Origin of the sequence: Mycobacterium sp. Root265 (assembly GCF_001428895.1) — a bacterium.
GTDB lineage: Bacteria > Actinomycetota > Actinomycetes > Mycobacteriales > Mycobacteriaceae > Mycobacterium.
In genome coordinates, this window is sequence record NZ_LMJA01000030.1 from 693,514 (window position 1) to 716,370 (window position 22,857).

Annotated in this window: 24 protein-coding genes; 5 read left to right on the top strand and 19 right to left on the bottom strand. The window is 66.9% G+C overall.

The annotated features are described in order from the left end of the window. Positions 1–11 precede the first annotated feature (11 nt). Together ASE48_RS25635 and ASE48_RS25640 are read right to left on the bottom strand one after the other, a co-directional pair. A complete protein-coding gene (locus tag ASE48_RS25635) occupies positions 12–701 on the bottom strand; it encodes a hypothetical protein (protein WP_057169945.1) in 690 nt (229 codons plus the stop codon). Further along, positions 698–1,267, bottom strand: a complete 570-nt coding sequence (locus ASE48_RS25640; RefSeq protein WP_057169946.1) for a hypothetical protein — start codon at positions 1,265–1,267, stop codon at positions 698–700. Before ASE48_RS25640 ends, ASE48_RS25635 begins: the two co-directional genes overlap by 4 nt. Before the next feature lie 50 nt (positions 1,268–1,317). Between ASE48_RS25640 and ASE48_RS25645 the strand changes: the two genes are divergently transcribed. Continuing rightward, on the top strand, positions 1,318–3,291 hold the full coding sequence (locus ASE48_RS25645; RefSeq protein WP_057169947.1) for a M13 family metallopeptidase: 1,974 nt from the start codon (positions 1,318–1,320) through the stop codon (positions 3,289–3,291). Positions 3,292–3,357: 66 nt separating this feature from the next. Here the strand turns inward: ASE48_RS25645 and ASE48_RS25650 are convergent, their stop codons facing one another. From ASE48_RS25650 to ASE48_RS25660, 3 genes are all read right to left on the bottom strand, one after another. Next, positions 3,358–4,323, bottom strand: coding sequence for a L,D-transpeptidase (locus tag ASE48_RS25650; protein WP_057169948.1), 966 nt, complete (start codon positions 4,321–4,323; stop codon positions 3,358–3,360). A 172-nt stretch (positions 4,324–4,495) separates the two neighbouring features. Beyond that, a complete protein-coding gene (locus ASE48_RS25655) occupies positions 4,496–4,792 on the bottom strand; it encodes a metal-sensitive transcriptional regulator (RefSeq protein ID WP_057169949.1) in 297 nt (98 codons plus the stop codon). Continuing rightward, entirely contained in the window at positions 4,789–5,376 is a 588-nt protein-coding gene (locus ASE48_RS25660) for a DUF305 domain-containing protein (protein WP_057169950.1), read from the bottom strand. The genes ASE48_RS25655 and ASE48_RS25660 overlap by 4 nt, the downstream gene beginning before the upstream one ends. Before the next feature lie 80 nt (positions 5,377–5,456). On the opposite strand from ASE48_RS25660, the gene ilvD reads away from it, so the two are divergent. Both ilvD and ASE48_RS25670 read left to right on the top strand, forming a co-directional pair. Beyond that, positions 5,457–7,181 (top strand): dihydroxy-acid dehydratase, encoded by a 1,725-nt coding sequence (ilvD, locus tag ASE48_RS25665; RefSeq protein ID WP_057169951.1) that lies wholly within the window; start codon positions 5,457–5,459, stop codon positions 7,179–7,181. Positions 7,182–7,236: 55 nt separating this feature from the next. Beyond that, the gene (locus tag ASE48_RS25670; protein ID WP_057169952.1) at positions 7,237–7,974 is read left to right on the top strand and encodes an SDR family oxidoreductase; all 738 of its coding nucleotides are present in this window, start codon (positions 7,237–7,239) and stop codon (positions 7,972–7,974) included. A 41-nt stretch (positions 7,975–8,015) separates the two neighbouring features. Here the strand turns inward: ASE48_RS25670 and ASE48_RS25675 are convergent, their stop codons facing one another. The 7 genes from ASE48_RS25675 to ASE48_RS25705 all read right to left on the bottom strand — a co-directional run bounded on the left by ASE48_RS25675 (position 8,016) and on the right by ASE48_RS25705 (position 13,993). Continuing rightward, positions 8,016–8,381, bottom strand: a complete 366-nt coding sequence (locus ASE48_RS25675; protein WP_057169953.1) for an SRPBCC family protein — start codon at positions 8,379–8,381, stop codon at positions 8,016–8,018. Positions 8,382–8,586: 205 nt separating this feature from the next. Next, the gene (locus tag ASE48_RS25680; RefSeq protein WP_235571479.1) at positions 8,587–9,660 is read right to left on the bottom strand and encodes an HNH endonuclease signature motif containing protein; all 1,074 of its coding nucleotides are present in this window, start codon (positions 9,658–9,660) and stop codon (positions 8,587–8,589) included. Positions 9,661–10,116: 456 nt separating this feature from the next. Beyond that, the gene (locus ASE48_RS25685; RefSeq protein WP_057169955.1) at positions 10,117–10,764 is read right to left on the bottom strand and encodes an O-methyltransferase; all 648 of its coding nucleotides are present in this window, start codon (positions 10,762–10,764) and stop codon (positions 10,117–10,119) included. After that, positions 10,761–11,240 (bottom strand): TIGR04338 family metallohydrolase, encoded by a 480-nt coding sequence (locus ASE48_RS25690; protein ID WP_057169956.1) that lies wholly within the window; start codon positions 11,238–11,240, stop codon positions 10,761–10,763. The genes ASE48_RS25685 and ASE48_RS25690 overlap by 4 nt, the downstream gene beginning before the upstream one ends. After that, a complete protein-coding gene (locus ASE48_RS25695; RefSeq protein ID WP_057169957.1) occupies positions 11,240–11,989 on the bottom strand; it encodes a DUF2786 domain-containing protein in 750 nt (249 codons plus the stop codon). Before ASE48_RS25695 ends, ASE48_RS25690 begins: the two co-directional genes overlap by 1 nt. An 85-nt stretch (positions 11,990–12,074) precedes the next feature. Beyond that, positions 12,075–13,121: a hypothetical protein gene (locus tag ASE48_RS25700; RefSeq protein WP_057169958.1), complete on the bottom strand. Its 1,047-nt coding sequence runs from the start codon at positions 13,119–13,121 to the stop codon at positions 12,075–12,077. After that, positions 13,118–13,993: an alpha/beta hydrolase gene (locus tag ASE48_RS25705; protein ID WP_057169959.1), complete on the bottom strand. Its 876-nt coding sequence runs from the start codon at positions 13,991–13,993 to the stop codon at positions 13,118–13,120. The genes ASE48_RS25700 and ASE48_RS25705 overlap by 4 nt, the downstream gene beginning before the upstream one ends. A gap of 66 nt (positions 13,994–14,059) precedes the next feature. On the opposite strand from ASE48_RS25705, the gene ASE48_RS25710 reads away from it, so the two are divergent. Beyond that, entirely contained in the window at positions 14,060–15,052 is a 993-nt protein-coding gene (locus ASE48_RS25710) for a sigma-70 family RNA polymerase sigma factor (protein WP_442928759.1), read from the top strand. On the opposite strand, the gene ASE48_RS25715 is transcribed toward ASE48_RS25710, so the two are convergent. Continuing rightward, positions 15,035–15,544: a VOC family protein gene (locus ASE48_RS25715; protein ID WP_057169961.1), complete on the bottom strand. Its 510-nt coding sequence runs from the start codon at positions 15,542–15,544 to the stop codon at positions 15,035–15,037. The two genes, ASE48_RS25710 and ASE48_RS25715, sit on opposite strands and share 18 nt — an antisense overlap. Positions 15,545–15,706: 162 nt before the next feature. Here ASE48_RS25715 and ASE48_RS25720 point away from each other — a divergent pair, with 162 nt between their 5' ends. Next, positions 15,707–16,831 carry an NDMA-dependent alcohol dehydrogenase gene (locus ASE48_RS25720; protein ID WP_057169962.1) on the top strand — a complete coding sequence of 375 codons (1,125 nt, stop codon included), beginning with the start codon at positions 15,707–15,709 and terminating at the stop codon, positions 16,829–16,831. Between the two features lie 42 nt (positions 16,832–16,873). On the opposite strand, the gene ASE48_RS25725 is transcribed toward ASE48_RS25720, so the two are convergent. From ASE48_RS25725 to ASE48_RS25750, 6 genes are all read right to left on the bottom strand, one after another. Next, on the bottom strand, positions 16,874–17,731 hold the full coding sequence (locus ASE48_RS25725; RefSeq protein WP_057169963.1) for a formate/nitrite transporter family protein: 858 nt from the start codon (positions 17,729–17,731) through the stop codon (positions 16,874–16,876). Positions 17,732–17,911: 180 nt separating this feature from the next. Beyond that, positions 17,912–20,584 carry a hypothetical protein gene (locus tag ASE48_RS25730; protein WP_057169964.1) on the bottom strand — a complete coding sequence of 891 codons (2,673 nt, stop codon included), beginning with the start codon at positions 20,582–20,584 and terminating at the stop codon, positions 17,912–17,914. A gap of 348 nt (positions 20,585–20,932) precedes the next feature. Next, positions 20,933–21,709, bottom strand: a complete 777-nt coding sequence (locus ASE48_RS25735) for an SDR family NAD(P)-dependent oxidoreductase (protein ID WP_057169965.1) — start codon at positions 21,707–21,709, stop codon at positions 20,933–20,935. 81 nt (positions 21,710–21,790) lie between these two features. Next, the gene (locus ASE48_RS25740) at positions 21,791–22,006 is read right to left on the bottom strand and encodes a hypothetical protein (RefSeq protein ID WP_235571481.1); all 216 of its coding nucleotides are present in this window, start codon (positions 22,004–22,006) and stop codon (positions 21,791–21,793) included. A 95-nt stretch (positions 22,007–22,101) separates the two neighbouring features. Beyond that, positions 22,102–22,344, bottom strand: coding sequence for a hypothetical protein (locus ASE48_RS25745; RefSeq protein ID WP_057169967.1), 243 nt, complete (start codon positions 22,342–22,344; stop codon positions 22,102–22,104). Between the two features lie 46 nt (positions 22,345–22,390). Next, positions 22,391–22,840: a DUF5078 domain-containing protein gene (locus ASE48_RS25750; RefSeq protein WP_057169968.1), complete on the bottom strand. Its 450-nt coding sequence runs from the start codon at positions 22,838–22,840 to the stop codon at positions 22,391–22,393. Between the last annotated feature and the right edge of the window lie 17 nt (positions 22,841–22,857).

Here is a 22,857-nt window from a genome sequence, read left to right on the forward strand (position 1 = left end):
CCTCCCCCGCCTCAGCGGGCGTTGATCGGCGTCACGTCGGTCACCAGCCACTTGCCGCCTTCCTTCTCCAACGTCACGCGCAGCGCGAGCACCGCGACATCGGCGGGCTTGCCCGGGGCGTTCTGGGTGCCCCGCATCACCACGGCGACGCTGGCCACCGCCGGCCCGATGGCCTCCACCCCGGCCGACACTGTCTGCGCCTGACCGGAGATGTTGCGGCTGGTCAAATCCTTTGCCACAGCTGCGAATTCGTTGCGATAGGACTCGGCGCGCCGCGGTGACATCAAGGCGGTGGCCCGGTCAATGGACGCATTGGGGCTGCTCGGCGAGAAGGTCGCCGACGCCTCGGACACGCTGCTCGCGATACCGACCACCTCGGCGCTGTCCCGGTTGAGGTTGCGATCCGGGACCGTCCACTGCGTGTAGCCGACGAACACGCCCGCAGCCAGCGCCACCGCGGCGGCGGTGATGACGCCGAAGCGCAGCACCGGACCGTCGTCATCGGTGCCCACGGTGACCCCGTCGCGGCGGTACAGCACCACGTTGACCACCACACCCTGCACGATCAGCAGGACGAGCGCGGTGCACACCGCCACCCACCAGCGCGGCCAGTCCAACGCCGCGCCGATGAACACCAGCGCCGCGATGGCGGCCAGCGGGGCCACGATGTCGACGGCGAGTACCCGCAGCCGGTTGCTCATCGGATCGTCTCCAGCTGTGAGATCAGCAGTTTGCCGTCCACGTCGGCGACATCCAGGCGCAGATTCCAGCGCACGGTCGTCGGCTCCGCGCCGGCATTCTGGTTCACCGAGGTGGCCACCACCAGCACGGTGTCGGTGCGCGAGGCCACCGTGTCCAGCTCGGGTTGGGAGTCCTCGGGCGGCCGGCCCTGCGCATCCCCGGCCTGATGGTGCAGCGTCTCGATCGACACGGACTCGACCTGGCCGACGGTCTTGGAATCCAGCTTGGCCACCAGACTGGTGAACGGCGCCGTGGTCTTGTCGAACTCGACGTTGAGCTGGCCGACGGTGCCGTCGCGTAGCTGCTGCAGGTTCTGTGCAGCCGAGTCCTTGTTCAGGTTGATCAGCAGGCCGGTCCAGTCCGCCGCGGCCTGCAGCACCTCGCTCTGGTGCACCCGTTCGGTGACGTCGTCGCGGTGTCCGGACCAGATCATCGTTCCCAGGACCGCGGCGGCCACCCCGAGCACACCGAACACGATCGCGGCGATGCCGTAAGCGGACAGCCCCCGGGTTTGCTCATCAGGCATGGCCGTGAGGCTACCGGTGCCCGGGTCGCCGGCTCTGGCAGGATGTGAGAGTGACTCTGGATAGTGATATTCGTTCCGGTATCGATCTGCGTTTCGTCGACTCCCAGGTGCGTCCCCAGGATGACCTGTTCGGCCACGTGAACGGCCGCTGGCTCGCCGAATACGACATTCCCGCCGATCGGGCCACCGACGGCGCGTTCCGCACCCTGGCCGATCGGGCCGAGGAACAGGTCCGCGACATCATCACCTCCGCATCCTCGGCGGACGGGCCCGATGCGGCGCGGATAGGCGACCTGTACGCCAGCTTCATGGACACCGACACCGTCGCCCGGGTCGGCGTCGCCCCGCTACAGGCCGAGCTGGCCACCATCGCGGCCGCCTCCGACCGGGAGGCACTGGCAGATGTGCTGGGCCGGCTGCAGCGGACCGGGATCGGCGGCGGCACCGGCGTCTACGTCGACACCGACTCCAAGGACTCCACCCGTTATCTGCTGCACATGTCGCAGTCCGGGCTGGGGCTGCCCGACGAGTCCTACTATCGCGACGCCTCGCACGCCGAGATCCTGGCCGGCTACCCCGCCCATATCGCGCGGATGTTCGCCCTGGTGCACGGCGAGGAGTACGCCGGTGAATGGGAGAATACCGCCGCGCGCATCGTCGCGCTGGAGACCAAGCTGGCGGCCGCGCACTGGGATGTGGTGAAGCGCCGCGACGCCGACCTCACCTACAACCTGCGCGCTTTCACCGAACTACTCACCGAAGCACCGGGATTCGACTGGTCCGGTTGGGTGAGTGCGCTCGGGGCGGCCCCCGAGGAAGTGGTGGTGCGCCAGCCCGACTACCTGACCGCGTTCGCGGCGCTGTGGTCGGGTGAATCGCTGGAGGACTGGAAGCAGTGGCTGAGCTGGCGGGTGATCAGCTCGCGCGCATCACTGCTCACCGACGAGTTGGTGGCCGAGAACTTCGCGTTCTACGGCAAGACACTCAGCGGCACCGAGGAGATCCGCGACCGCTGGAAGCGCGGTGTCGGTCTGGTCGAGAACCTGATGGGTGACGCCGTCGGAAAGCTGTACGTGGAGCGCCACTTCCCGCCCGAGGCCAAGACCCGGATGGACGAGCTGGTGGCCAATCTGCGCGAGGCCTACCGGGTCAGCATCACCAACCTGGTCTGGATGACTCCCGAGACCCGGGAACGCGCGCTGGCCAAGCTGGACAAGTTCACCCCGAAGATCGGCTATCCCGCACGCTGGCGCGACTATTCGGCGCTCGTCGTCGACCGGACCGACCTGTACGGCAACTACCAGCGTGGCTACGAACTGGAGTACGACCGCGACCTGGCCAAGCTCGGCGGCCCGGTCGACCATGACGAATGGTTCATGACGCCGCAGACGGTCAACGCCTACTACAACCCGGGCATGAACGAGATCGTCTTCCCGGCAGCGATTCTGCAGCCGCCGTTCTTCGACGCCGGGGCCGACGATGCTGCCAACTACGGTGGGATCGGCGCGGTCATCGGGCATGAGATCGGGCACGGATTCGATGATCAGGGCGCCAAGTACGACGGTGACGGCAACCTGGTCGACTGGTGGACCGATACCGACCGCACCGAGTTCGGCCATCGCACCACCGCTCTGATCGATCAGTACGAGGCGTTCACACCTCGCAGCCTGGACGCTTCGCATCACGTCAACGGCGCGTTCACCGTCGGGGAGAACATCGGCGATCTGGGCGGGCTGTCCATCGCGCTGCTGGCCTACGAGCTGTCGCTCGATGGTGAGGAGCCGCCGGTGATCGACGGGCTCACCGGTGTGCAGCGGGTGCTGTTCGGCTGGGCGCAGGTGTGGCGCACGAAATCGCGTGATGCCGAAGCGATCCGCCGGCTGGCCACCGACCCGCATTCGCCGCCGGAGTTCCGCTGCAACGGCGTCATCCGCAACATCGACGCGTTCTACGACGCGTTCGAGGTCGGCACCGACGATGCCCTCTATCTGGAGCCGGAACGCCGCGTTCGCATCTGGAGCTGAGGCACAGAACGAGAAATCCCCCGAAACCTGGAGGTTTCGGGGGATTTTCGCGTTGCGGCCGGGTGGCTAGAACATCTGCCAATCCGACGCGCCATCGGGCTGGTTGTAGAGCCCGCCGTCGGTGTTCTTGATGACCACCGCGTCGCCGCTGCCGAAGTTGTCGAAGAACCACTTCGCGTCGGCCGGGCTGAGATTGATGCACCCGTGGCTGACATTGGATTCGCCCTGCGAGCCCACCGACCACGGTGCACCGTGCACGAAGATGCCGCTGTTGTCGATGCGTACGGCGTCCTTGACCTTGGTCCGGTACCCGTCGTCGGAATCCACCGGCACCCCGTAGGTCGAGGAGTCCATCACCATGTCGGCGAACTTCTCCAGCACGTAGTAGGTGCCGTTCTTGGTGTCGTTGCCCGCCTTGCCCATGGACACCGGGAACTCCTTGACCTGCTCGCCGTCGCGCATCACCGTCATCGTCTTGGTGGCGTCATCGATGGTCGCGACGAGCTGCTCCGGGACGGTGAATGTCGACTTGGTGCCCGCGGCGTCGATGCTGACGACGGCGCCCTTCGGCCAGAAGTCCTGGGGCCGCCAGCGCAGCTGGGTATCGGTGACCCAGTAGAACCGGCCGGGCACCGGCGGGTTGGACGTGATGTGCACCGCGTCCTGTGCCATCTGCCGGTTGGCGATCGGCCGCTGGAAGTTGATGTAGATCGGCTTCGCCGCGCCCGCGATCGACCCGTTCACCGGGTTGAAGGACGGCGGGACGAACGGCGGCAGCCCGATGAAGGGGTTCGGGTTCTGCCCGGCCGGGGTGCCCTCCGGGATCGCCAGGGGCACCGCACCGGGGCCGCCGACCGGTGCGAACGGGTCGGGTTCAGCCGCCGGCGGCGGTGCGAACGGATTGGGGAACGCCGGTGCCGGCGGTGGCGCCGGGGGTTCCGCCGAGGCAGCCGGGCTGCCGAAACCAAGTCCGACGACCAATCCGGCCGCCAAGAACGCGCTGGCGAGTGTGCTTCTCGTCCGCTGCGCCATATGTCACCTCCACAGGCATATCTGCAGACCAGTGTGTCATAGCAGGGGAACGAGCTATCCCCTGGCGAGGCCGGACGGACCCCTCATCGCCGTCCGACCCGCACCACTGACCTGGGAGTTTGATCGCCACCGGGCCGTGGTTCGTTACAACTGTGATCTCTCTCAGCGGCCGCTAGGACCGCACCAGGCGGGCGATCGCCGCCGATGCCTCGGCCAGTTTCGCATCGGCCTGATCGCCGCCCTCGGCGACGGCCTGGGTGACGCAGTGGCCCAGGTGCTCGTCGAGCAAGCCCAGCGCGACCGACTGCAACGCGCTGTTGACCGCGCTGATCTGGGTCAGGATGTCGATGCAGTACTTGTCGTCGTCGATCATCTTGGCGATCCCACGGACCTGGCCTTCGATACGCCGCAACCGTTTGGCGTAGTTCTCCTTCTGCGGCGAGTAGCCGTGCTCCGGTGCCTCACTCATCGCGGACCGCCTCCCATCAACTGCTGCATGTGAACGATCTCCTCCTGACGGGTGGTGATGATCGCCTGCGCCAGCGTCTTGGCGTTGATGTCCTCACCCTCCCTGATCTCGGAGGAAGCCATGGTCATCACAGCCTGGTGGTGGTTGAGCATGACCTGTAGCCATAGTTTGTCGAATTCCGGGCCTTGCAGCGACCCGAGCCGCTCGACGGCCCCGCGGTCGAACAGCGTCGGGCCGGCGGGGGGTGGGCCCTGGCCGCCCTCTTCGCCGTCGGTCCACTGCACGAGCAGTGCGTTGATGGTCTCGCTCTGCTGCTGTTCGCTGACGGCCAGCGTGTCGGCCATCGCGACCATCGACGGGTTCCCGGAGTTGGTGCGCGCCAGCTGGACCAGCTGGTCGATCTGCGGCCGCTGGGCCAGCATCCCGTAGGCGAAGGCCCGGTCGGTGGCATTGACCCCGGGCGTCAGGGTGGCGGTCCCCGACGTCGTCGCCCCGGCTGACTCCGTCGGTGTGGATTGCTGGCCGCCGCAGCCCGAGATCAGCGCAGCAACCGCCAGTGCTGCCAGTAATCCCGTTCGGCCCATGGGCCCAGGCTACCGGTACCCCAGAGGGGTATCGACAATAAGTTTGGGCTGGCAACGACGCCGAATGCATACTTATTTTCATGCCCTCAGGTTCTGATTCTCTTCCCACCACGGCCGAAATCGACATCAAGCCGCGCAGTCGCGATGTCACCGACGGCCTGGAGAAGACCGCCGCCCGCGGCATGCTGCGTGCTGTCGGCATGGGCGATGACGACTGGGCCAAACCGCAGATCGGCGTCGGCTCGTCGTGGAACGAGATCACCCCCTGCAACATGTCCCTGCAACGGCTGGCGCAGGCCGTCAAGGCCGGCGTGCACGCCGGCGGCGGCTACCCGCTGGAGTTCGGCACCATCTCGGTGTCCGACGGGATCTCGATGGGCCACGAGGGCATGCATTTCTCCCTGGTGTCCCGCGAGGTGATCGCCGACAGCGTCGAGACCGTCATGCAGGCCGAGCGCCTCGACGGGTCGGTACTGCTGGCCGGCTGCGACAAGTCGATCCCCGGCATGCTGATGGCGGCGGCGCGGCTGAATCTGGCCAGCGTCTTCCTGTACAACGGCTCGATCATGCCGGGCCTGGCCAAGCTGACCGACGGCTCGGAGAAGGAAGTCACCATCATCGACGCCTTCGAGGCGGTCGGGGCGTGTGCGCGCGGGCTGATGTCGCGTGAGGACGTCGACATCATCGAGCGCGCCATCTGTCCGGGTGAGGGCGCCTGCGGTGGCATGTACACCGCCAACACCATGGCCTCGGCCGCCGAAGCACTGGGCATGTCCTTGCCGGGCAGTGCATCTCCGGTCGCCATCGACAAGCGCCGCGACGAGTACGCGCGCAGGTCCGGTGAAGCGGTGGTCGGGATGCTGCGCCGCGGAATCACCACCCGCGACATCCTCACCAAGGAGGCCTTCGAGAATGCCATTGCCGTGGTGATGGCGTTCGGCGGTTCCACCAACGCGGTACTGCACCTGCTGGCCATCGCGTGGGAAGCCGGGGTCGAACTGACGCTGGCGGACTTCACCCGCGTCGGGCAGAAGGTCCCGCACCTCGCCGACGTCAAACCGTTCGGCGCCTACGTGATGAAGCATGTCGACGAGATCGGCGGCGTGCCCGTGGTGATGCGCGCGCTGCTCGATGCCGGCCTGCTGCACGGGGATTGCCTGACCGTCACCGGTGAGACGATGGCCGAGAACCTGGCCCACATCGAGCCGCCGGACCCGGACGGCAAGGTGCTCCGCGCCATGAACAACCCGATCCACCCCACCGGGGGCATCACCATCCTGCACGGCTCGCTGGCGCCGGAGGGCGCGGTGGTCAAGTCCGCAGGATTCGACTCCGACGTATTCGAGGGCACCGCACGGGTTTTCGAGCGCGAGCGGGCGGCGCTGGACGCACTCGAGGACGGCACCATCACGCACGGCGACGTCGTCGTGATCCGCTACGAGGGCCCCAAGGGAGGCCCGGGTATGCGCGAGATGCTGGCCATCACCGGTGCGATCAAGGGCGCCGGGCTGGGCAAGGATGTACTACTGATGACCGACGGTCGGTTCTCCGGCGGCACCACCGGCCTGTGCGTCGGCCACATCGCCCCCGAGGCGGTGGACGGCGGCCCGATCGCCTTCGTGCAGGACGGCGACCGGATCCGTCTCGATGTCGCCAATGGAACCCTCGATCTGCTCGTCGACGAGGCCGAATTCGAATCCCGCAAGGCGGGTTTCGAGCCGTTGCCCCCGGTGTACAAGACCGGTGTGCTCGCCAAGTACACCAAGCTGGTCGGTTCGGCGGCGGTCGGCGCGGTCTGCAGCTGAGATCCGAGTGATCTGAACCGGGGTGGGACCGGGTGGCGGCCCCTAGCCTGAGGTCATGCCATATCTGTTGTCGGAGACTGCTTTTGCCGGTCGAACCGTCGTCCTCATCGGCGGCGGCTCGGGGATCGGTTTGGCGGTCGCGCGTCTCGTCACCGCCGCCGGTGGTCGGGTCGTGCTCGGCGGTCGCACCGCGGCCACGCTTCGCGATGCCGCCGATCAGTTGGGTGAGGCGGCCGAGTGGGGTGTGGTCGACACCTCGGACCCGGCGAGCATCGACGGGTTCTTCGCCGAAATCGCCACGGTGCACGGACTGTTGACCACCGCGGCCACGTACGTCACCGGCCCGCTGGCAGAGCTTTCGGTCGCCGATGCCGCAACGGCCTTCGACTCCAAGTTCTGGGGCCAGTACCGCGCCGTGAAGGCCGCGCTACCGAAACTCGCCGCCGATGCGTCGGTGGTACTGATGTCCGGTGCGGCCGGGGCCCGGCCCGCCGGCCCGGCGCCTGCCTACAGCGCCGCCAACTCCGCGATCGAGGGGCTGGCGCGTGGACTCGCCGTCGAACTCAGTCCCATCCGCGTCAACGCGATCGCCCCCGGCACGGTGGACGGCGCCCTGTGGGCCCGCCGCGATGCCGAGGTGCGGGACGCGGCGTTCGCCTCCTACCGGACGGCCACGGTGCTGGGTCGGCTGAGCACCGAGGACGAGATCGCCCAGACCGTCGGCTATCTGCTGCTGAATCCGTCCACCACCGGGTCCACGCTGTTCCCGGACGGCGGTTACACCTTTCACTGAGCCGCGCCTTTTCAGTGGGCCTCGCTTCGCTGAGCTCCCTTCTACTGAGCCATCTTCGCGATCCGGCGCACCGCGACCTCCAGGACCGGCAAATAGGCTGGCGCCCACACCGGCGCGCTCATCCAGACCCGGCAGCCGCCGTCGGTCGGCCGCACGCCGTGCCGGGTGGCGGGTACCCCGGCCACATCCCAACCCCAGGTCCGGCCGGGATCGAATTCAGAGATCACGAACGGCAGCGGGACACCGACCGGTGTCCACACCCGCCCCGTCGCGCCCAGCAGGAACGCGGTGCCGTCGAGTTCTGCCCTGGACACCGTCAGTCCCCAACGCGGCCAGGCTTCGAGATCGGTCAGAATCCGCCACACGGTGTCTGCGGGCGCCTCGACGTCCCGAATCACTTTCCACATGGATGGGGTCATACCCAATACAGCGTCCGGTCCCTCGATGACCCGGCGTGTTTCGCTGCACTCAGCTCTTGCCAGTCGGCCCAAGACCTTCTCGTGCCGCGCCCGCTGCATGGTTGATCGTGGTGGGTCCGGCGGCGCGATCACCCGCCGGACCCACTGCGTGGGCCGTTTCTCTGTGTAGTTTTCAAGGTGCCTGAAAAGTCGGTTATGCGGCTGTGGGTAGGTCGGTCATGGTGCGTCGGGCGTGGGAGCGCAGGTGCGCCGGCTCTGCTTCGTCCGCGTCGTGGGGCGGGATGAACCAGGGGTGCCGATCAGCGCCGAGGTAGACCTGCCACCCGCCGTGATGGATCGCGGTGTGGTGCAGCCGGCACAACAGCACGCCGTTGTCGACGCTGGTAATGCCTCCGGCGCTCCACGGTCGGATGTGGTGGGCATCGCACCAGGACACCGGCCGCCCGCACCCGGGGTGGGCGCAGCCACCGTCGCGCACTGCCAACCCTTTTCGGATCGCCGGTGTGAACAGTCGCTCGCTGCGTCCGACGTTCAACGGTGCCCCGGCGGGGTCGACGGTCACCGCGGTGAGGGTGCTGTCACAGGCAATCAAGTCGGCGGTGATGGCGCTGACCGGCCCGGTGAACCCCAGGGTGTCCACTAACCCTGGCGCCTGCGGGCGGATCAGGGTGACGTGCGGCAGCACCCCTCCCGAGGCTGGGCGCCGCGAGTGCGACAGGTAGGTGCGCACCAACTGTCCGAGGGCGTCCGAGCGACGTTTACCGATCGGGCGCGGGTCCGGTGAACCGTCCGGCAGTGGGATGGGCCGGCACAACGGATCCAATGCCGTGAGCAGTTCCTCGCCGGTGAGCGCATCGAGGTCCAGGTTTGCGCTGACCCGCCCTTCGTCGGTGACCACCGCAGTCATCTCATTGAGGTCCTCCTCGGACAACGGGACTCGGCTGTTGATGTGGGCGACTCCTTTGCCGACGGCGTCCGCGAACTCGATACCGATCCCACCGAGGCGCTGGGCCCGGGTCAACGCCGGCAGCGTGTGCGCCGCGCGGCCCACCCGCGCCGCCCGGTAGGCCGCGCCGGGGGCGACGCCGCAACTGGTGAGCAGATCGGCTCCCGAGCGCAGATGCTTGCGGGCCGGAATACCAAGACGTTCCGCGGCCGCGACCGCCTGGGCGATCACATGATCCAGCAGATTGCGGGCGGTGACCGCGGCGGCCAGCACCGCCAGCAGGGGCTGTTCATCGACGATCCGGCGGGGACTGTCCAGCAAGTGAAACAGCCTGCGCTCTGCGTCGCGCTCGGGAACAGGCGACGCGGCAAGCTCATCAATCAACGCATCGACAAACGTGTCGAGATGGGTGGCGTCCATACTGGATACCGACTTTCAAGAAGGTGCCCACAGAGCACGATCAGGCAATACGGTCCGACCGGTCCCGCGGGACCATCGAACCAATCGGCGACCGGAGTCGCGGTCTGCAGCTCACCGGGTCGCGATGGGAGCTACGTCGCATTCGAACTTGTGTTCGATCCTACGCCGTGTCAAGGCCGCGCGCAAGGGTTCACGTCTGAGCCCGAAAGTTCCTCCGCGCGTGAGACAAGCGCGCAAAGGACGTTGACCCACCCACAGTGCTCGACACCAACCCGTTCGCATGTCTGATAGCCCGAACTGGAGGCAAGTCATAGGAGGACAGTCAAACCACCGCTCCAACAAGCGATTCCGGGTCACTCAGGTCACGATGGCGACCGCGAACCCGTCCCAGCCCTTGGCGCCGACGGTCTGGATGGCCGCCGCATCCAGGCGCGGATGGTCCCCCATCATCGCCAGAGTGTCGCGGACCGCAATGGCCTGCGCATCCTCGGGCGCCGGCTCGAGCACCCGGCCTCCGCGGGCGATGTTGTCGACCACGATGAGCGCACCCGGAGCGGCCAGCCCGATCGCCGCCTCCACATAGGCCGGGTTGTTCTCCTTGTCCGCGTCGATGAAGAACAGGTCGAACGGACCGGTCAGCGTGGGCAGGGTGTCCAGCGCGGCGCCGACGATCACCTCGACACGGTCGGCCACCCCGGCCCTGGCCAGATTGGCCGCTGCCACCTCGGCGTGCCGGGGCTCGTACTCCAGCGTGACGACCCGACCCTGCGGGCCCACGCCCCGGACCAGACAGATCGTCGAATACCCGGCGAGCGTGCCGATTTCGAGCACCCTACGGGCGCCGGTGAGCTTTGCGTACAGCGTCAGCAGGTGGCCGTGCTGCGCGGAGACCTCGATGGCGGGCATCCCGGCGGGCTCTGTCGAGGCCCGCGCCGCACGCAGCGCATCGTCCTCGGTGTGCAGCAACTCGTCGAACAACTTGTCCACCGCGGCAGGCTCGGTCATCCGGCCACCCCCTCTTTCGAATAGATCACGCGTAGCACGTGCTGGACCTCGGGTCCCATCACCCAGCCTGCCAGTTCGGTCATCGTGCCGACGAACTCCCTGCCGTGCGGGGCGCCCGCACCGGCCAGGTGGTGAGCGATCTCGTGCAGCACCACCAGTTCCCGCAGCGCCCAGGTGGTGTGCCGGTCCGGTACCGCTATCGTCCCGGATTCGTAATGCGCCGCGGTCTGCCCACGGCGAGCCCGGACCGCGAGCTGTCCTGCCTCGGGCCACCGTCCACGCACTGCGGGCATCGCCAGCACATCGTCGACGTAGCGGCGCACCGATTCGACCGAGGCGAAACGCGCCTCCGGCGGCAGCGTCAGCGCGGTGCCGAAGAAATCGATCGAACCGTTCCCGTGCTCGGCGGCGCGGTCGAACAAGGTGCGCACGAATTCCTCTGCGGCGTAGACCTTCGCGCGCTGACTGTCACGCACTAGCGCTCCAGCGGTGCCCGCGCCCCGGAGATCTCCTGGCTCGGGCCCAGCCGGGCGCGCCGGCCGGCCCGGTCCCCGGCGCGCCGTGCTGCCGAGGAGTACCCGGCCGTTGCGCTGGTGGCGCGCCAGGTACCGCGTGCCGCGGACGACTGGCGGTAGAACGACGTGAGTTCCAGATCCTTGTTACGCAACGCAAGCGCGGTTCCCGGCGCCCGCGTGGTGTCCTCGGTGGCCGCGCGCCGGGCCTCGTCGCGGGCCTCGGACAGGCGCTGGCCGACACGTGCACCGAAGGCCAGGTGGAAGTTGAGGCGGGCGGTGATCGTCGGGGTGGGGCGGTGCGCGCCGGAGGCGATGTAGGTGTCGGAGGCCCGCACCATCTGCACCAGCAGCCCGGCGTACAGCGCATGGCTGGCATCGATGTCCTCACCGAAGCCGTAGGCGTACACATACGTGGAATTGGAGGCCACATCGCATTTCACGTCATTGGCCATCGCGATCACCACGAAGAGTTGCACGTAGGTGCGCAGGCCGCGGGTCCCGGGTTCACCGATGGTGATGGTGCGCTGGACCGGTGCCTGCGCCGCAGTGCGTTGCGCCGAATGCGCGCGGGCCACTGCCAGGTCGATGGATGTCGCGGTGGCCAGCCGTTGTGCCGCGGTCATGAACGCCTCGGCCTCGTGGACATTGTCGGTGCCCTCGGCCTGGCGCAGCAGGGCCGCGATGCGGGCCAGCATCTTGTCGTTGCTCATGAGTCCACGCTAGGAAGTCGTTCCGACATGTCCGGTCTTGTCACGAGGGTTGTCCACAGATACGAGTTCATCCACAGCCTTGGGCCTACTTGGTGACGAAATTGTCCAGGGCAGTGATCAACTGCGGGGACAACGGGCCGGGTTTCGCGTAGTTGGCGACGTTGTCGGACGGGTCGTCGCGCAGTACGTGATTGACACCCTTGAGGTCCACCACGGTCAGCGCGGTGTGCTTGAGCGCGGCCGTCAGCGGGCGGACCGATTCACAGTTGGCCTGGCCGTCGGAGTCCGAACAGGTCAGCAGGACCGGTGTGCCGGTCGGGAGCTTCGCCGCGAGCGCCTGCGGGTCGATGGCATCGGCCTCCACGACGGCTTTGACGTTGCCCGCGTTGAGAATTGCCCCGAGTCCGTCGGGTAGCTGAGCAGGCGCCGTCCCTCGGGTGCGCGCTTCGTCGACCGCCGCGGCCCAGGCGTCGAGCACGGTCTTGCCCTGCTCGGGTGTCTTGGCCCCGGCGTCGATCGCCGCATCCACGTCGACGCGCACGCGGGCACTGATGATGTCCAGGTAGCGGCCCGGCAGCGGCTGAAACAGCCCGAGCGAGTGGATCTTCGGCGCGTCCGGCTCGATATCGTCGGCCAGCGTCATCGCGTGGATGGTGCCCTCGCCGAGCGCGTACACCGAGATGCGCGTCCCGTCGGTGCCGGGGCGGCCGGCCAGGTACCGCACTGCGGCACGCGCCCCTGCCGAATAGGCGGCGCTCCCCACGTCGGCCGGACGTTGCGCGTACGGCCCCAGGCCGGTCTTGCCGGTGGCGACCTTGTCGTAACGCAGTGAGGCAATGCCCTTCTCGGACAGGTACTCGGCGAGCTGGCGCATGTTGCCCACCGGTCCGGCCACCGCATTGTCACCGTTGCGGTCGGTCTGGCCGCTCTCGGAGATCAGCAGCGCGGCCGGCCCGGCGTCGTCGCCGTGGTGCCGGTAGGTGCCGAACAGCGTCAACCCGGAGGAATCGGTGAACGACACCTCGTCCTCCACCCAGCCCTGTTCGCCGGCCGCCTGCTCCCCGGAGGAGCAGGCGGCGACCAACAGAGTGGCCAGCAACACCGTGAACAGTTGACGGGCGGCTCTTTTCACAGTCTGGTCTCGATCCACGAAGTGACATCGTCAAGCACCACGGCGCGCTCGGGTTCGTTGAACACCTCGTGGTAGAGCTCCGGGTAGACCTTGAGCGCGACGTCGGTGGAACCGACGCATTCCACGAGGCGCTCACTGCCGGCCACCGGAATCAGCTTGTCCTGGCCGCCGTGCACCACCAGCAGCGGCGCGGTCAGTGCGGCCGCCCGCTGCGGCATGGTCTCGCCGACACCGATCAGCGCCTTGGCGACACCGGCCGGCAGCTTGCCGTGATGCACCAACGGGTCCGCTTCATAGGCCGCCACCACCTTGGGGTCACGCGAGACGGCATCGGCGGGTAGGTCCTCCACCGGCAGCCCGGGTGCCAGGCCGCCCAACACCTTGGCGACCACGGTCATCACCGGGGACACCCCGTCCTGCGCGTACACCGCCGGACCCGACAGCACCATCGCGGCGTAATCGTCGGGGTGCTCGACACCATAGGTGAAGACGACCCCGCCGCCCATGCTGTGCCCGAGCACCACCCGCTTGAGTTCGGGGTGCGCGGCCGTGGCGAGCCCGACCAGGTGGTGGAAGTCCTCGGTGTACTCGGAGATGTTCTTCAGATAGACCCGTTTGCCCCCAGACCGGCCGTGGCCGCGCAGGTCCAGCGCATAGGTGATCAATCCGGCCTCGCCGAATCGCTGCGCGACGTGGTCGTAGCGGCGGGCGTGCTCGGCGTAACCATGACAGAGGACGACGACGCCGTTCGGTGCTGTGGCCGAAGCTGACTCCCCGGTCGCTTCGCTCCTGCCCTCCGGAGTCCACACGTCGTAGAAGATCGGCACGCCGCCGACACCGTCGAAACTGCGCTCACTGCGGGTTGTCGCCACCCGACGAGCCTATCTGCAACGCCTGATGCATCCCGCTTGTCGGTGGGGCTCGGTAAGCTCGCCATCGTGAGCGTCCTCACAGCGGTAGATGACCGGTTCGACTCCAAAGATGCGTTCCTTGCCGACGCCCAGCGGTATAGGCGCGAGCTTCTGGCGCACTGCTACCGGATGACCGGATCGGTGCACGACGCCGAGGATCTGGTTCAGGAGACATTCCTGCGCGCCTGGAAGTCCTACGACCGGTTCGAGGGCAAATCCTCGGTGCGCACCTGGCTGTACCGCATCGCCACCAACACCTCGTTGACTGCCCTGGAAGGCAAGCAGCGCCGTCCGCTGCCATCGGGCCTGGGTACACAGAGTTCCGATCCCCATGCGGACATCCATGAGCGGCACGAGGTTCCGTGGCTGGAACCGCTTCCCGACGCCGATGATCCAGCCGACCCGCAAGCAATAGTGGGCACCCGCGAATCGGTGCGGTTGGCCTTCGTGGCGGCCCTGCAGCATCTCTCGCCGCGCCAGCGCGCGGTGCTGGTGTTGCGCGATGTGCTGCAGTGGCGTGCCGCCGAGGTGGCCGACGCGGTCGGCTCATCGACGGCCGCAGTCAACAGCCTGTTGCAGCGGGCGCGAGCCCAGCTCGATGCCGTCGGCCCCAGCGAGGACCAGCCGTTGGCCGCACCGGAGTCCCCGGAGGCTCAGGAGTTGTTGAAGCGCTACATCTCGGCCTTCGAGGCCTACGACGTCGACAAGCTGGAGAAGCTGTTCACCGACGACGCCATCTGGGAGATGCCACCGTTCGACGGCTGGTATGTCGGCCCCAAGGCCATCGGCGCCCTGTCTCGCGACAAATGTCCGGCCGAACGGGCGGGCGATATGCGGCTGGTGTCCACCACCGCCAACGGCCAGACCGCCGCCGGAATGTACCTGCGCAACCCGGAAACCGATGTGCACGAAGCGTTCCAACTGCACGTCCTGGACGTGACCGGCGCCGGGATCACACACGTGGTCGCGTTCCTGGACACCCGGCTGTTCGAGAAGTTCGGGTTACCGCCCGTCCTCTGATCGGTGCGCCGCCTCGAGTGCGGCCACATCGAACTTGCCGAAGGTGGCCATCACCGCGTTCATCAGCCGCTCCTTGGCTGCGTCGTCACCGCGCGCCATCAGGTCGTAGTAGGCGGTCGGGGTGACCTGCCAGGACAACCCGTACTTGTCCTTCAGCCAGCCGCAGGGCTGCTCCTGGCCACCCTCGACCAGGGCGGCCCAGATGCGGTCGAGTTGCTCCTGGCCGTCCACCCGCACTTCCAGCGAGACGGCCTCGCTGAACGTGAACTGCGGGCCGCCGTTGATGCCGACGAAGGGTTGGCCGTCGATTTCGAACTCGACCACCATCGGCACATCCTGCGGTGACGGTGCGCCCGGGTGGGCGGGTGTCGTCCCGATGATCCTGCCGTTTCCGCCGAAGGCGGCGATGTAGTGCTCGGCGGCCTCGAGGGCTTCCCGGTCGAACCATAGGTTGGGCACGATGCGGGCGTTGATCTGAGTCTTGGCAGACATGTCAGGGCACCTCTCTGATCGATTCTGGTCGTTCTGATGGATAGACCGCCGGGATGAGGTGGATTCATCGCAGCTGTCGTCAACGACGAAAGAAAGCCGGTATACCTGCTGTTCACGGCCACGCTATTGCTCTATCTGAAACGTGTTCTATTATCGGCTTCCATGAAGACCAAAGGTGCCCTGCTGTGGGAGCTCAATTCGCCGTTCAAGGTCGACGAGATCGACCTGGGCGACCCGGTGGCCGACGAGGTGCAGATTCAGATGCATGCCGCCGGCATGTGCCACTCCGACTACCACATCACCACCGGTGCGACCCCGATCGGACTGCCCGCCCTCGGCGGGCACGAGGGTGCCGGGGTGGTGACGAAGGTCGGTAAGAACGTCACCGGCATCGCCGAGGGTGATCACGTCATCCTGGCGTTCATCCCGGCCTGCGGTACCTGCCCGCCGTGCCTGAAGGGGTTCCGCTCGCTGTGTGACCGCGGCGCCGTGCTGCTCGGCGGCAAGGCCATCGCCGACGGCACCAGCCGCATTCATGCCGGTTCGCATGAGGTGTCGCCGATGAACCTGCTGGGCACCTTCGCTCCGTACATGACGGTGCACAAGGATTCGGTCGTCAAGATCGACGATGACATCCCGTTCGAGACCGCGGCCATCATGGGCTGCGCGGTGCCCACCGGCTTCGGTTCGGCCACCAACGTCGCCGAGGTCAAGCCCGGGGAGACCGTGATCATCGTCGGTGTCGGCGGAATCGGCATGAGCGCGCTGCAGGGTGCGGTGATCTCGGGAGCCAAGCAGGTCATCGCGATCGACCCGAACGAATGGAAGCGCGAGCAGGCCATCAAGTTCGGTGCCACGCACGTGTATCCGTCGATGGCCGAGGCCATCGTCCCGGTCATCGACGTCACCCACGGACTGATGGCGGACAAGGTCATCATCGCCGTCGGCGACATGAAGGGCGAGTACGTCGAGGAGGCGCTGATCCTCACCGCCAAGACCGGCACCTGTGTGGTGACCGGGATGGGCTCGATGATGGACGCCGACGTCAAGCTGAACCTGTTCCTGTTCACCATGTTGCAGAAGACGTTGAAGGGCAACATCTTCGGTGGCGGCAGCTCCCACGTGGAGACGCCGCGGCTGACCGCGCTCTACAAGTCCGGGCTGCTGAACATCGACGACATGATCACCCGCACCTACCGCCTGGAAGACATCAACCAGGGCTACCAGGACATGCTGGACGGCAACAACATCCGCGGTGTCGTGCGCTTCGACGAGGCCGACTGGTAACCGGCCCGACCTGGGGTCACCGGCGGTAGGCGGGGATGGTGGTCACGCGTTGAGACCCTCTCTCCGGCCCGTCAACGGCGCCGGGGGCAGATCGACGAGCCGTGACTGGCCGGTGCGCGCGTGCGTCGCGAACAGTGTGAGCCCTACGAACGTCAATCCGCCAACGAGATTGCCCGCCATTGTCGGGATTTCGTTCCACACCAGGTAGTCGCTGATCGAGAAGTCACCGCCGAGCATGAGCCCGGAAGGGAACAAAAACATGTTGACGATGGAGTGCTCAAAACCCATGTAGAAGAAGAGCATCACCGGCATCCACATCCCGATCACCTTGCCCGACACACTGGTCGACATCATCGCCGCCACCACTCCGGTCGACACCATCCAGTTACACAGCACACCGCGGATGAACAGAGTCAGCATTCCGGCCGCGCCGTGTTCGGCGTAGCCGACGGTGCGGCTGTGGCCGATCTCGCCGATCCGCTGTCCGACCTCGTTGGGATCGACGCTGAACCCGTAGGTGAAGACCACCGCCATCATCAGCGCCACGGTGAGCGCACCGGCGAAGTTGCCCAGGAACACCCAGCCCCAGTTGCGCAGGACCGACCGGACCGTGACGCCGCGACGTTTGTCGAGCAGCGCGAGCGGCACCAGGGTGAACACGCCGGTGAGCAGGTCGAAGCCCAGCAGGTAAAGCAGGCAGAACCCGACCGGGAAGAGCACTGCACCGGCCAGTGCGTTGCCGGTCTGCACGGTGACGGTCACGGCGAACGCAGCGGCGATGGCGAGGATGGCCCCGGCCATAAAGGCGCGGATGAGCGTGTCCCGGGTCGACATCATCGCTTTGGATTCGCCGGCGTCGATCATCTTTCCGACAAACTCTGCCGGACTCACATAGGACATGGCTGAACCTTCCGGTTATGGATACTGCCGGTAGGTTTCCCGTTGCGTATTTCCGCTCTGCGACAACACTTATGCGCGCATGTTGCCGGTTTCTCACTTTGCCGGAGGCCGGGTTGTGCGGTCGCCGACAGCGAACCGCCCAACCCCTTTCGGAGTTGGGCGGTTCTATTTTTCGGACACTCAGGCGGCGTTCTCACCTCCCGCGCTGTCGCTGCCGCTCGATTCGGACTTGGCGTCCGCGCCGCTGTCGCCCTGGTCGTTGTCGGGCTTCTTGGGGCCGTTGTCGGCGACGGGTGCCTTGGCCGCCGCGAGTTCGGCGGCGGTCTTCGCCGCCTCCCTGACCCGCTTCGGCGTCTTGGGCAACCGCTTGACCTCGGGCTCGACCACCTCGACCTGTTCCTCGGCAACCGGCTCCGCAGGCTGCTCGACTGGCTCCTCGGCCGGCGGAGCCGACGGCGGAGTGGCCGCGGGCACCGGATCTGCGGCCACCGAGCGATTCGCCGCTGACCTCTCGGCAGTTCCCGCCTCGGTGCCGTCGGCCGCGGTGATCTGGACATCGGCCAGCGCATCGCCGGCGGCACCGGTCAACCCGGACAGCACGTCACCGATATTGCCGTTGAGCAGATCGCCCACCGAAGAAAGAGCATTCGGGCCGGTGTTGTTGTTCGTCGTCATCGCGGTCCGGAAGCCGGTGCCGAGTTGCCTGAGCACATTGGGCAGTACCTCACCCCAGTTGACGTTCGGCAGTGTGCCGAACTGCACCCGGGTCGCGGCGGAATCGAGCGTGCGCTCGTAGGCCCCGGTCTCGGGATTCCAGAACGCGTCCGAGTAGCCCAGGTTCGTCAGACTCCGCAACGCCGGTGACAGGGCGTTGGCCAATCCGTTCACCAGGTTGGCCACCGGCGCCAGGCCCGCCAGCCGCATGACGTCACCGATCAGGTAGAGCGGCTCCAGCATCGGAAGACTGTTGGCCCGCACCGTCAGGTAGATATTGGTGTCGGCCGCATTCTGGTCGGCCAGGCTGCCGACCAGTTCCTCCAGTTCCGACGTCAACTGCCCGGCCGCGCCCGTGACGTCCACGCCACGCAGCATGTAGGTCGGGAGCAGACCCGCGACGACGTTGTTCAACAACGTGACGGGGTTGGCCCAGGCCGCGAAGTCCGACATCAGCTGGTACTCGACGGTGGCGTCGATCTTCACCGGCACCAGATTCGCGCCGCCCAAGGCCAGGCCGGTGTCACCTATCGGTGTGCCACCACTGCTGCTGATCGCGACATCCGGTGTCACGGCATCGATTCCCAGCATCGCGAACAGGTCCGCGAACCTGGCCATGATGCCGCCGTTGGCGCGCCCCGCGTTGTTGAGAAGGATGGCCGGCAGGATCGTCAAGCTGCCGAGCAGCGGATTCTCGCCGGCGTAGTCCAGACCACCGGGCTGAGATGACAGCTGCGCCAGCACATCTCGGTAGGCGGCACCGGCCGAGAACGCTCCCAATCCGCTACCGATGACGATCGGGATCCGGACCGAGGCGATCTCCTGATCGGGAATGGCATCGATGGCGCCGTTGACTGCCTCGGTGAGCGCGCCACCGATGCTGCCGGTGCCCGTTTCCACGAGCCCTTCCACCAGCCCCTCGACGTTGCCCGACAGCTGGCCGTTCAGATTGTCTGCGAGATCGCCGATGAGCGGACTCAACGCACCGAAGAGCAGGTTTCCTGCCGGGACGTTCACCCCCAACACCCTGAAGTTCAGTCCACTGAGCGCGCCCTGGATGCTGCTCCGCAAGTCGGCTTCCAGGGTGTCGGTCGCGTTGTCCACGATCTGGTTGACGATGTTGTTCAACGCCGGCGTCAGCACGGTGCCCAGGTCCGCGGCCAGCGACCCGTCCGCCAGTGCATCGGCCAGGGCCGCAGCGAGGTTCGTCTTCAGCGTCGACGTGCCGAGATCCAGATAGCCGGTGCCGTTGACGGAATCGGCGATGGCGCTCTGCGTGCCGGGTGTCCAGCCGAGGTCCACCCCGCCCAGCAGCCGAGCGAGGGTGAACAGCGGACCGGCCGAGGTGATGCTGAGCGCGCCGCTGTCCGCCAGACTGGCCAGATTGAGTCCGACCAATTCGAGCAGGTTGCCCAGCTGGAAGTTGCCCTCGGCATCGGCCAGGTCGGCATTGTTGAAGAGGGTCGTCAGCAGGTCCGGGAGCGCTGCGGTGATCTCGGCGGTCAGTTCGTCGGCGGTGGGCAGGATCTCGGTCAGGTTGCCCACGATGCTGCCGGCAACGCCGCCGGCCACCGAGTTCGCCAGATTGGTGACGCCGGCGGAGCCAAGGACGTCCGTCAGTCTGATCGTGACGGCGGGCAGAAAGCTGACGGGCTTGACCGAGACACTGACTGCCCGGAGTTGCGCATCCACTGCCGTGGCGATCGCCGCGGTCAACTGGGCCCGCAGATCCTCCGCGCCCTGGCCGGTCGTGGCCGACGCAAGGAAGTCGGCCAGCGCCGAACTGATGGCCGCAGTGACCGCGGTGTTGAGATCCGAGCCGGCGTCGTTCAACCCGAGCGTGGCCAGCAGCGTCGCCACGTTGATGGTGTTGCCGTTGGCGTTGAGCAGGTCGGTCAACAGCCCGTCCGGCACCTGGGCCAGCAGCGTGTCGAGGGTAACCCTGGGTTGCGCGCCGAAGGTGTTGACCAGCGCCGGCAGCAGCGTGTTGATGACGTCCTGTGCCTGCTGGTACGGGGTACTGGCCGCGGTCAGGCTCACACTGTGCTGTTCGTGGGCCAGTAGCGTCGGGGGCGTCGGCACCGGAGCCGAGACCGCGATGGTGGCCGCCATCGCGGTGGTCGTGGTCAGCCCCAGCAATGCTGTGCGGACCTTATAGCTATTACTTTTGCGATGCTTGTTGACCAAGATGATCCCCGACCTCATTGTGCGAAGAGTTGACAGTAGCGGTGACTGTACGCGCGACTTGTCGACACTAAGGCCCATTTCAACTCGATCTGGCAAGATCTTTCGGAATTTGCTCGTTTTTGCGGTTCGGTTTCCCGTGACACTTTGCCCAGGAGCCGACCGCTGCAAAATTTGCAGATGCGGCAAATTTTCTCGCAACATAACGCGCATTCCGGCAGTTTCGTGACGCTCGCAGGTTCCGGACACCACAAACAGCCCCCTCGCCCGGGTGGGAGAGGGGGCTGTTCGCAGGTGTAGAAGTTACTTCGGGGGCATCCGGATACCGCCGTCGACGCGGACGACCTCGGCGTTCATGTACGAGTTGGTGAGCAGTTCGAGCACCATCGAGGCCAGCTCCTCGGGCTTGCCAAGTCGGTGCGGGAACAGCACCGATTCGCCCAGCTTGGCCTTGAAGGCCTCCGAGGCTTCACCTTCCCCGTAGATCGGGGTGTCGATGAGGCCGGGCGCCACGGTGTTGACGCGGATGCCCGACGCGGAGAGATCACGCGCAACCGGCAGGGTGAGGCCGACGACGCCGCCCTTGGACGACGAGTAGGCCGCCTGACCGATCTGGCCGTCGAATGCGGCGACACTGGTCAGGTTGACGATGGCGCCACGCTCGCCGGTATCGGTGAACTCGTTGCGGCTCATCGCGGTGGCGGCGAGGCGGATCGCGTCGAAGGTGCCCACCAGGTTGATGGCGAGCACCTTCTTGTAGGCGTCCAGATTGTGGGCCGAGTCGAACTGGCCGTCCTTGCCGATGGTCCGCTGGGCCCAGCCGATGCCGGCCGAGTTGACCAGGGCGCGCAGCGGGCCGAGGTCGACGGCGGTGTTCACCGCGTCCAGGATCTGGTCGGTGTTGGTGACGTCGACGGTGACGAATACGCCGCCGATCTCATGCGCGAGTTCCTGCCCGCGTTCGGCGTTGAGGTCGGCGACGACGACCCTGGCGCCCTTGGCGGCCAGCTGGCGGGCCGAGGCCGCGCCGATGCCGGACGCGCCACCGGTGACGATTGCGCTAGCTCCATTGATATCCACGTCGACAGACTAAGCCCTCCCGACCGGTGGGTTGAGGGTGGTCGGGAGCATGCGCGAACTCACCCTGGAAAGGGCGGCAACTCAGGTGCAGGGAATCCCGTGCGGGCCGCCGACCCAATGCCCGGGAGCGGACTGCCACGGGCACCATTTCTTGACCTGACCGGGCGCGGGCCCATTCGGGACGATCTGGTCCACGTTCGGCACCCACGGCACCCAGTGGTCGTCGGCGTACGCGGAGCCCGTTCCGAAACCGGCCGCGCCCGCACCCAGCGAGCCAGCGATAGCGGTTGCCGCCAAGATCCTCTTCACATTCATCTTGTGCCCCCTTGGGTCCCAACCCTGCCTCGAGGTTACTCCGGCCGACGCCTGCCGGACGGAGCGCGGGCACGCAGCTAGAAGTTCTTCACCACGCGCACCACCGCCACGACGAAGGCGGCGACGAACGCCAGCGTGACGACGGCGCCGACCTCGAACCACGGGCTCTGCAGCTCGCTGAGCAGAATGCCTGCGACCGGCAGGAAGAGCCACCCGAGCAGGAAGATGCCCACGGCACCGCGCTTACTCGGGGGCTCGATGATCTCGTCGTCGTCGATGTAGTCATCGTCGTCGTGATAGTCCGGGTACGGCTGGCCCATGCCTCGAATCTAAGCGCAGCCGTCTACCCCGGTCGCGCCAACTCGTTCAGCGGGCGACCGGCCAGTCCCACACCGACAGGTCACCGCGCGGATAGTTCATGCAGACCGCGGCCGCCTTGGCCACGACGCCCTTGTTGTTGAAGAAGACCTTCGCCCAGTTGCCCCAGCGGGTGGCCACCTGCTCGTAGTAGATGTTGGTGGCAGTGTCCTCGGAGTACTGGCGCCGCCCGGCGGCATCCAGTGAGTAGAACCAGTGGATGCGGTCTTCTGCCATCTGCTGCACATCGAGCGGTCGGTTGCTCTTGTCCAGCATGTACCGCTCGAAGTAGACGGGGCTGGTGTCACGGGCCGCCGCCAGGTACTGCTCGGCGTCGCACTGTGTTTCGATTTGCTTGCTGGGGATCGGATACTCATCGGTGGCATCGGCGAAGGCCTGCGGCGACGCGAGCAGCGCCGCCGCGACCGATGCCGTGACGATGAGCAACAGCGCCCGCATCGTCCATCGAATGCTGT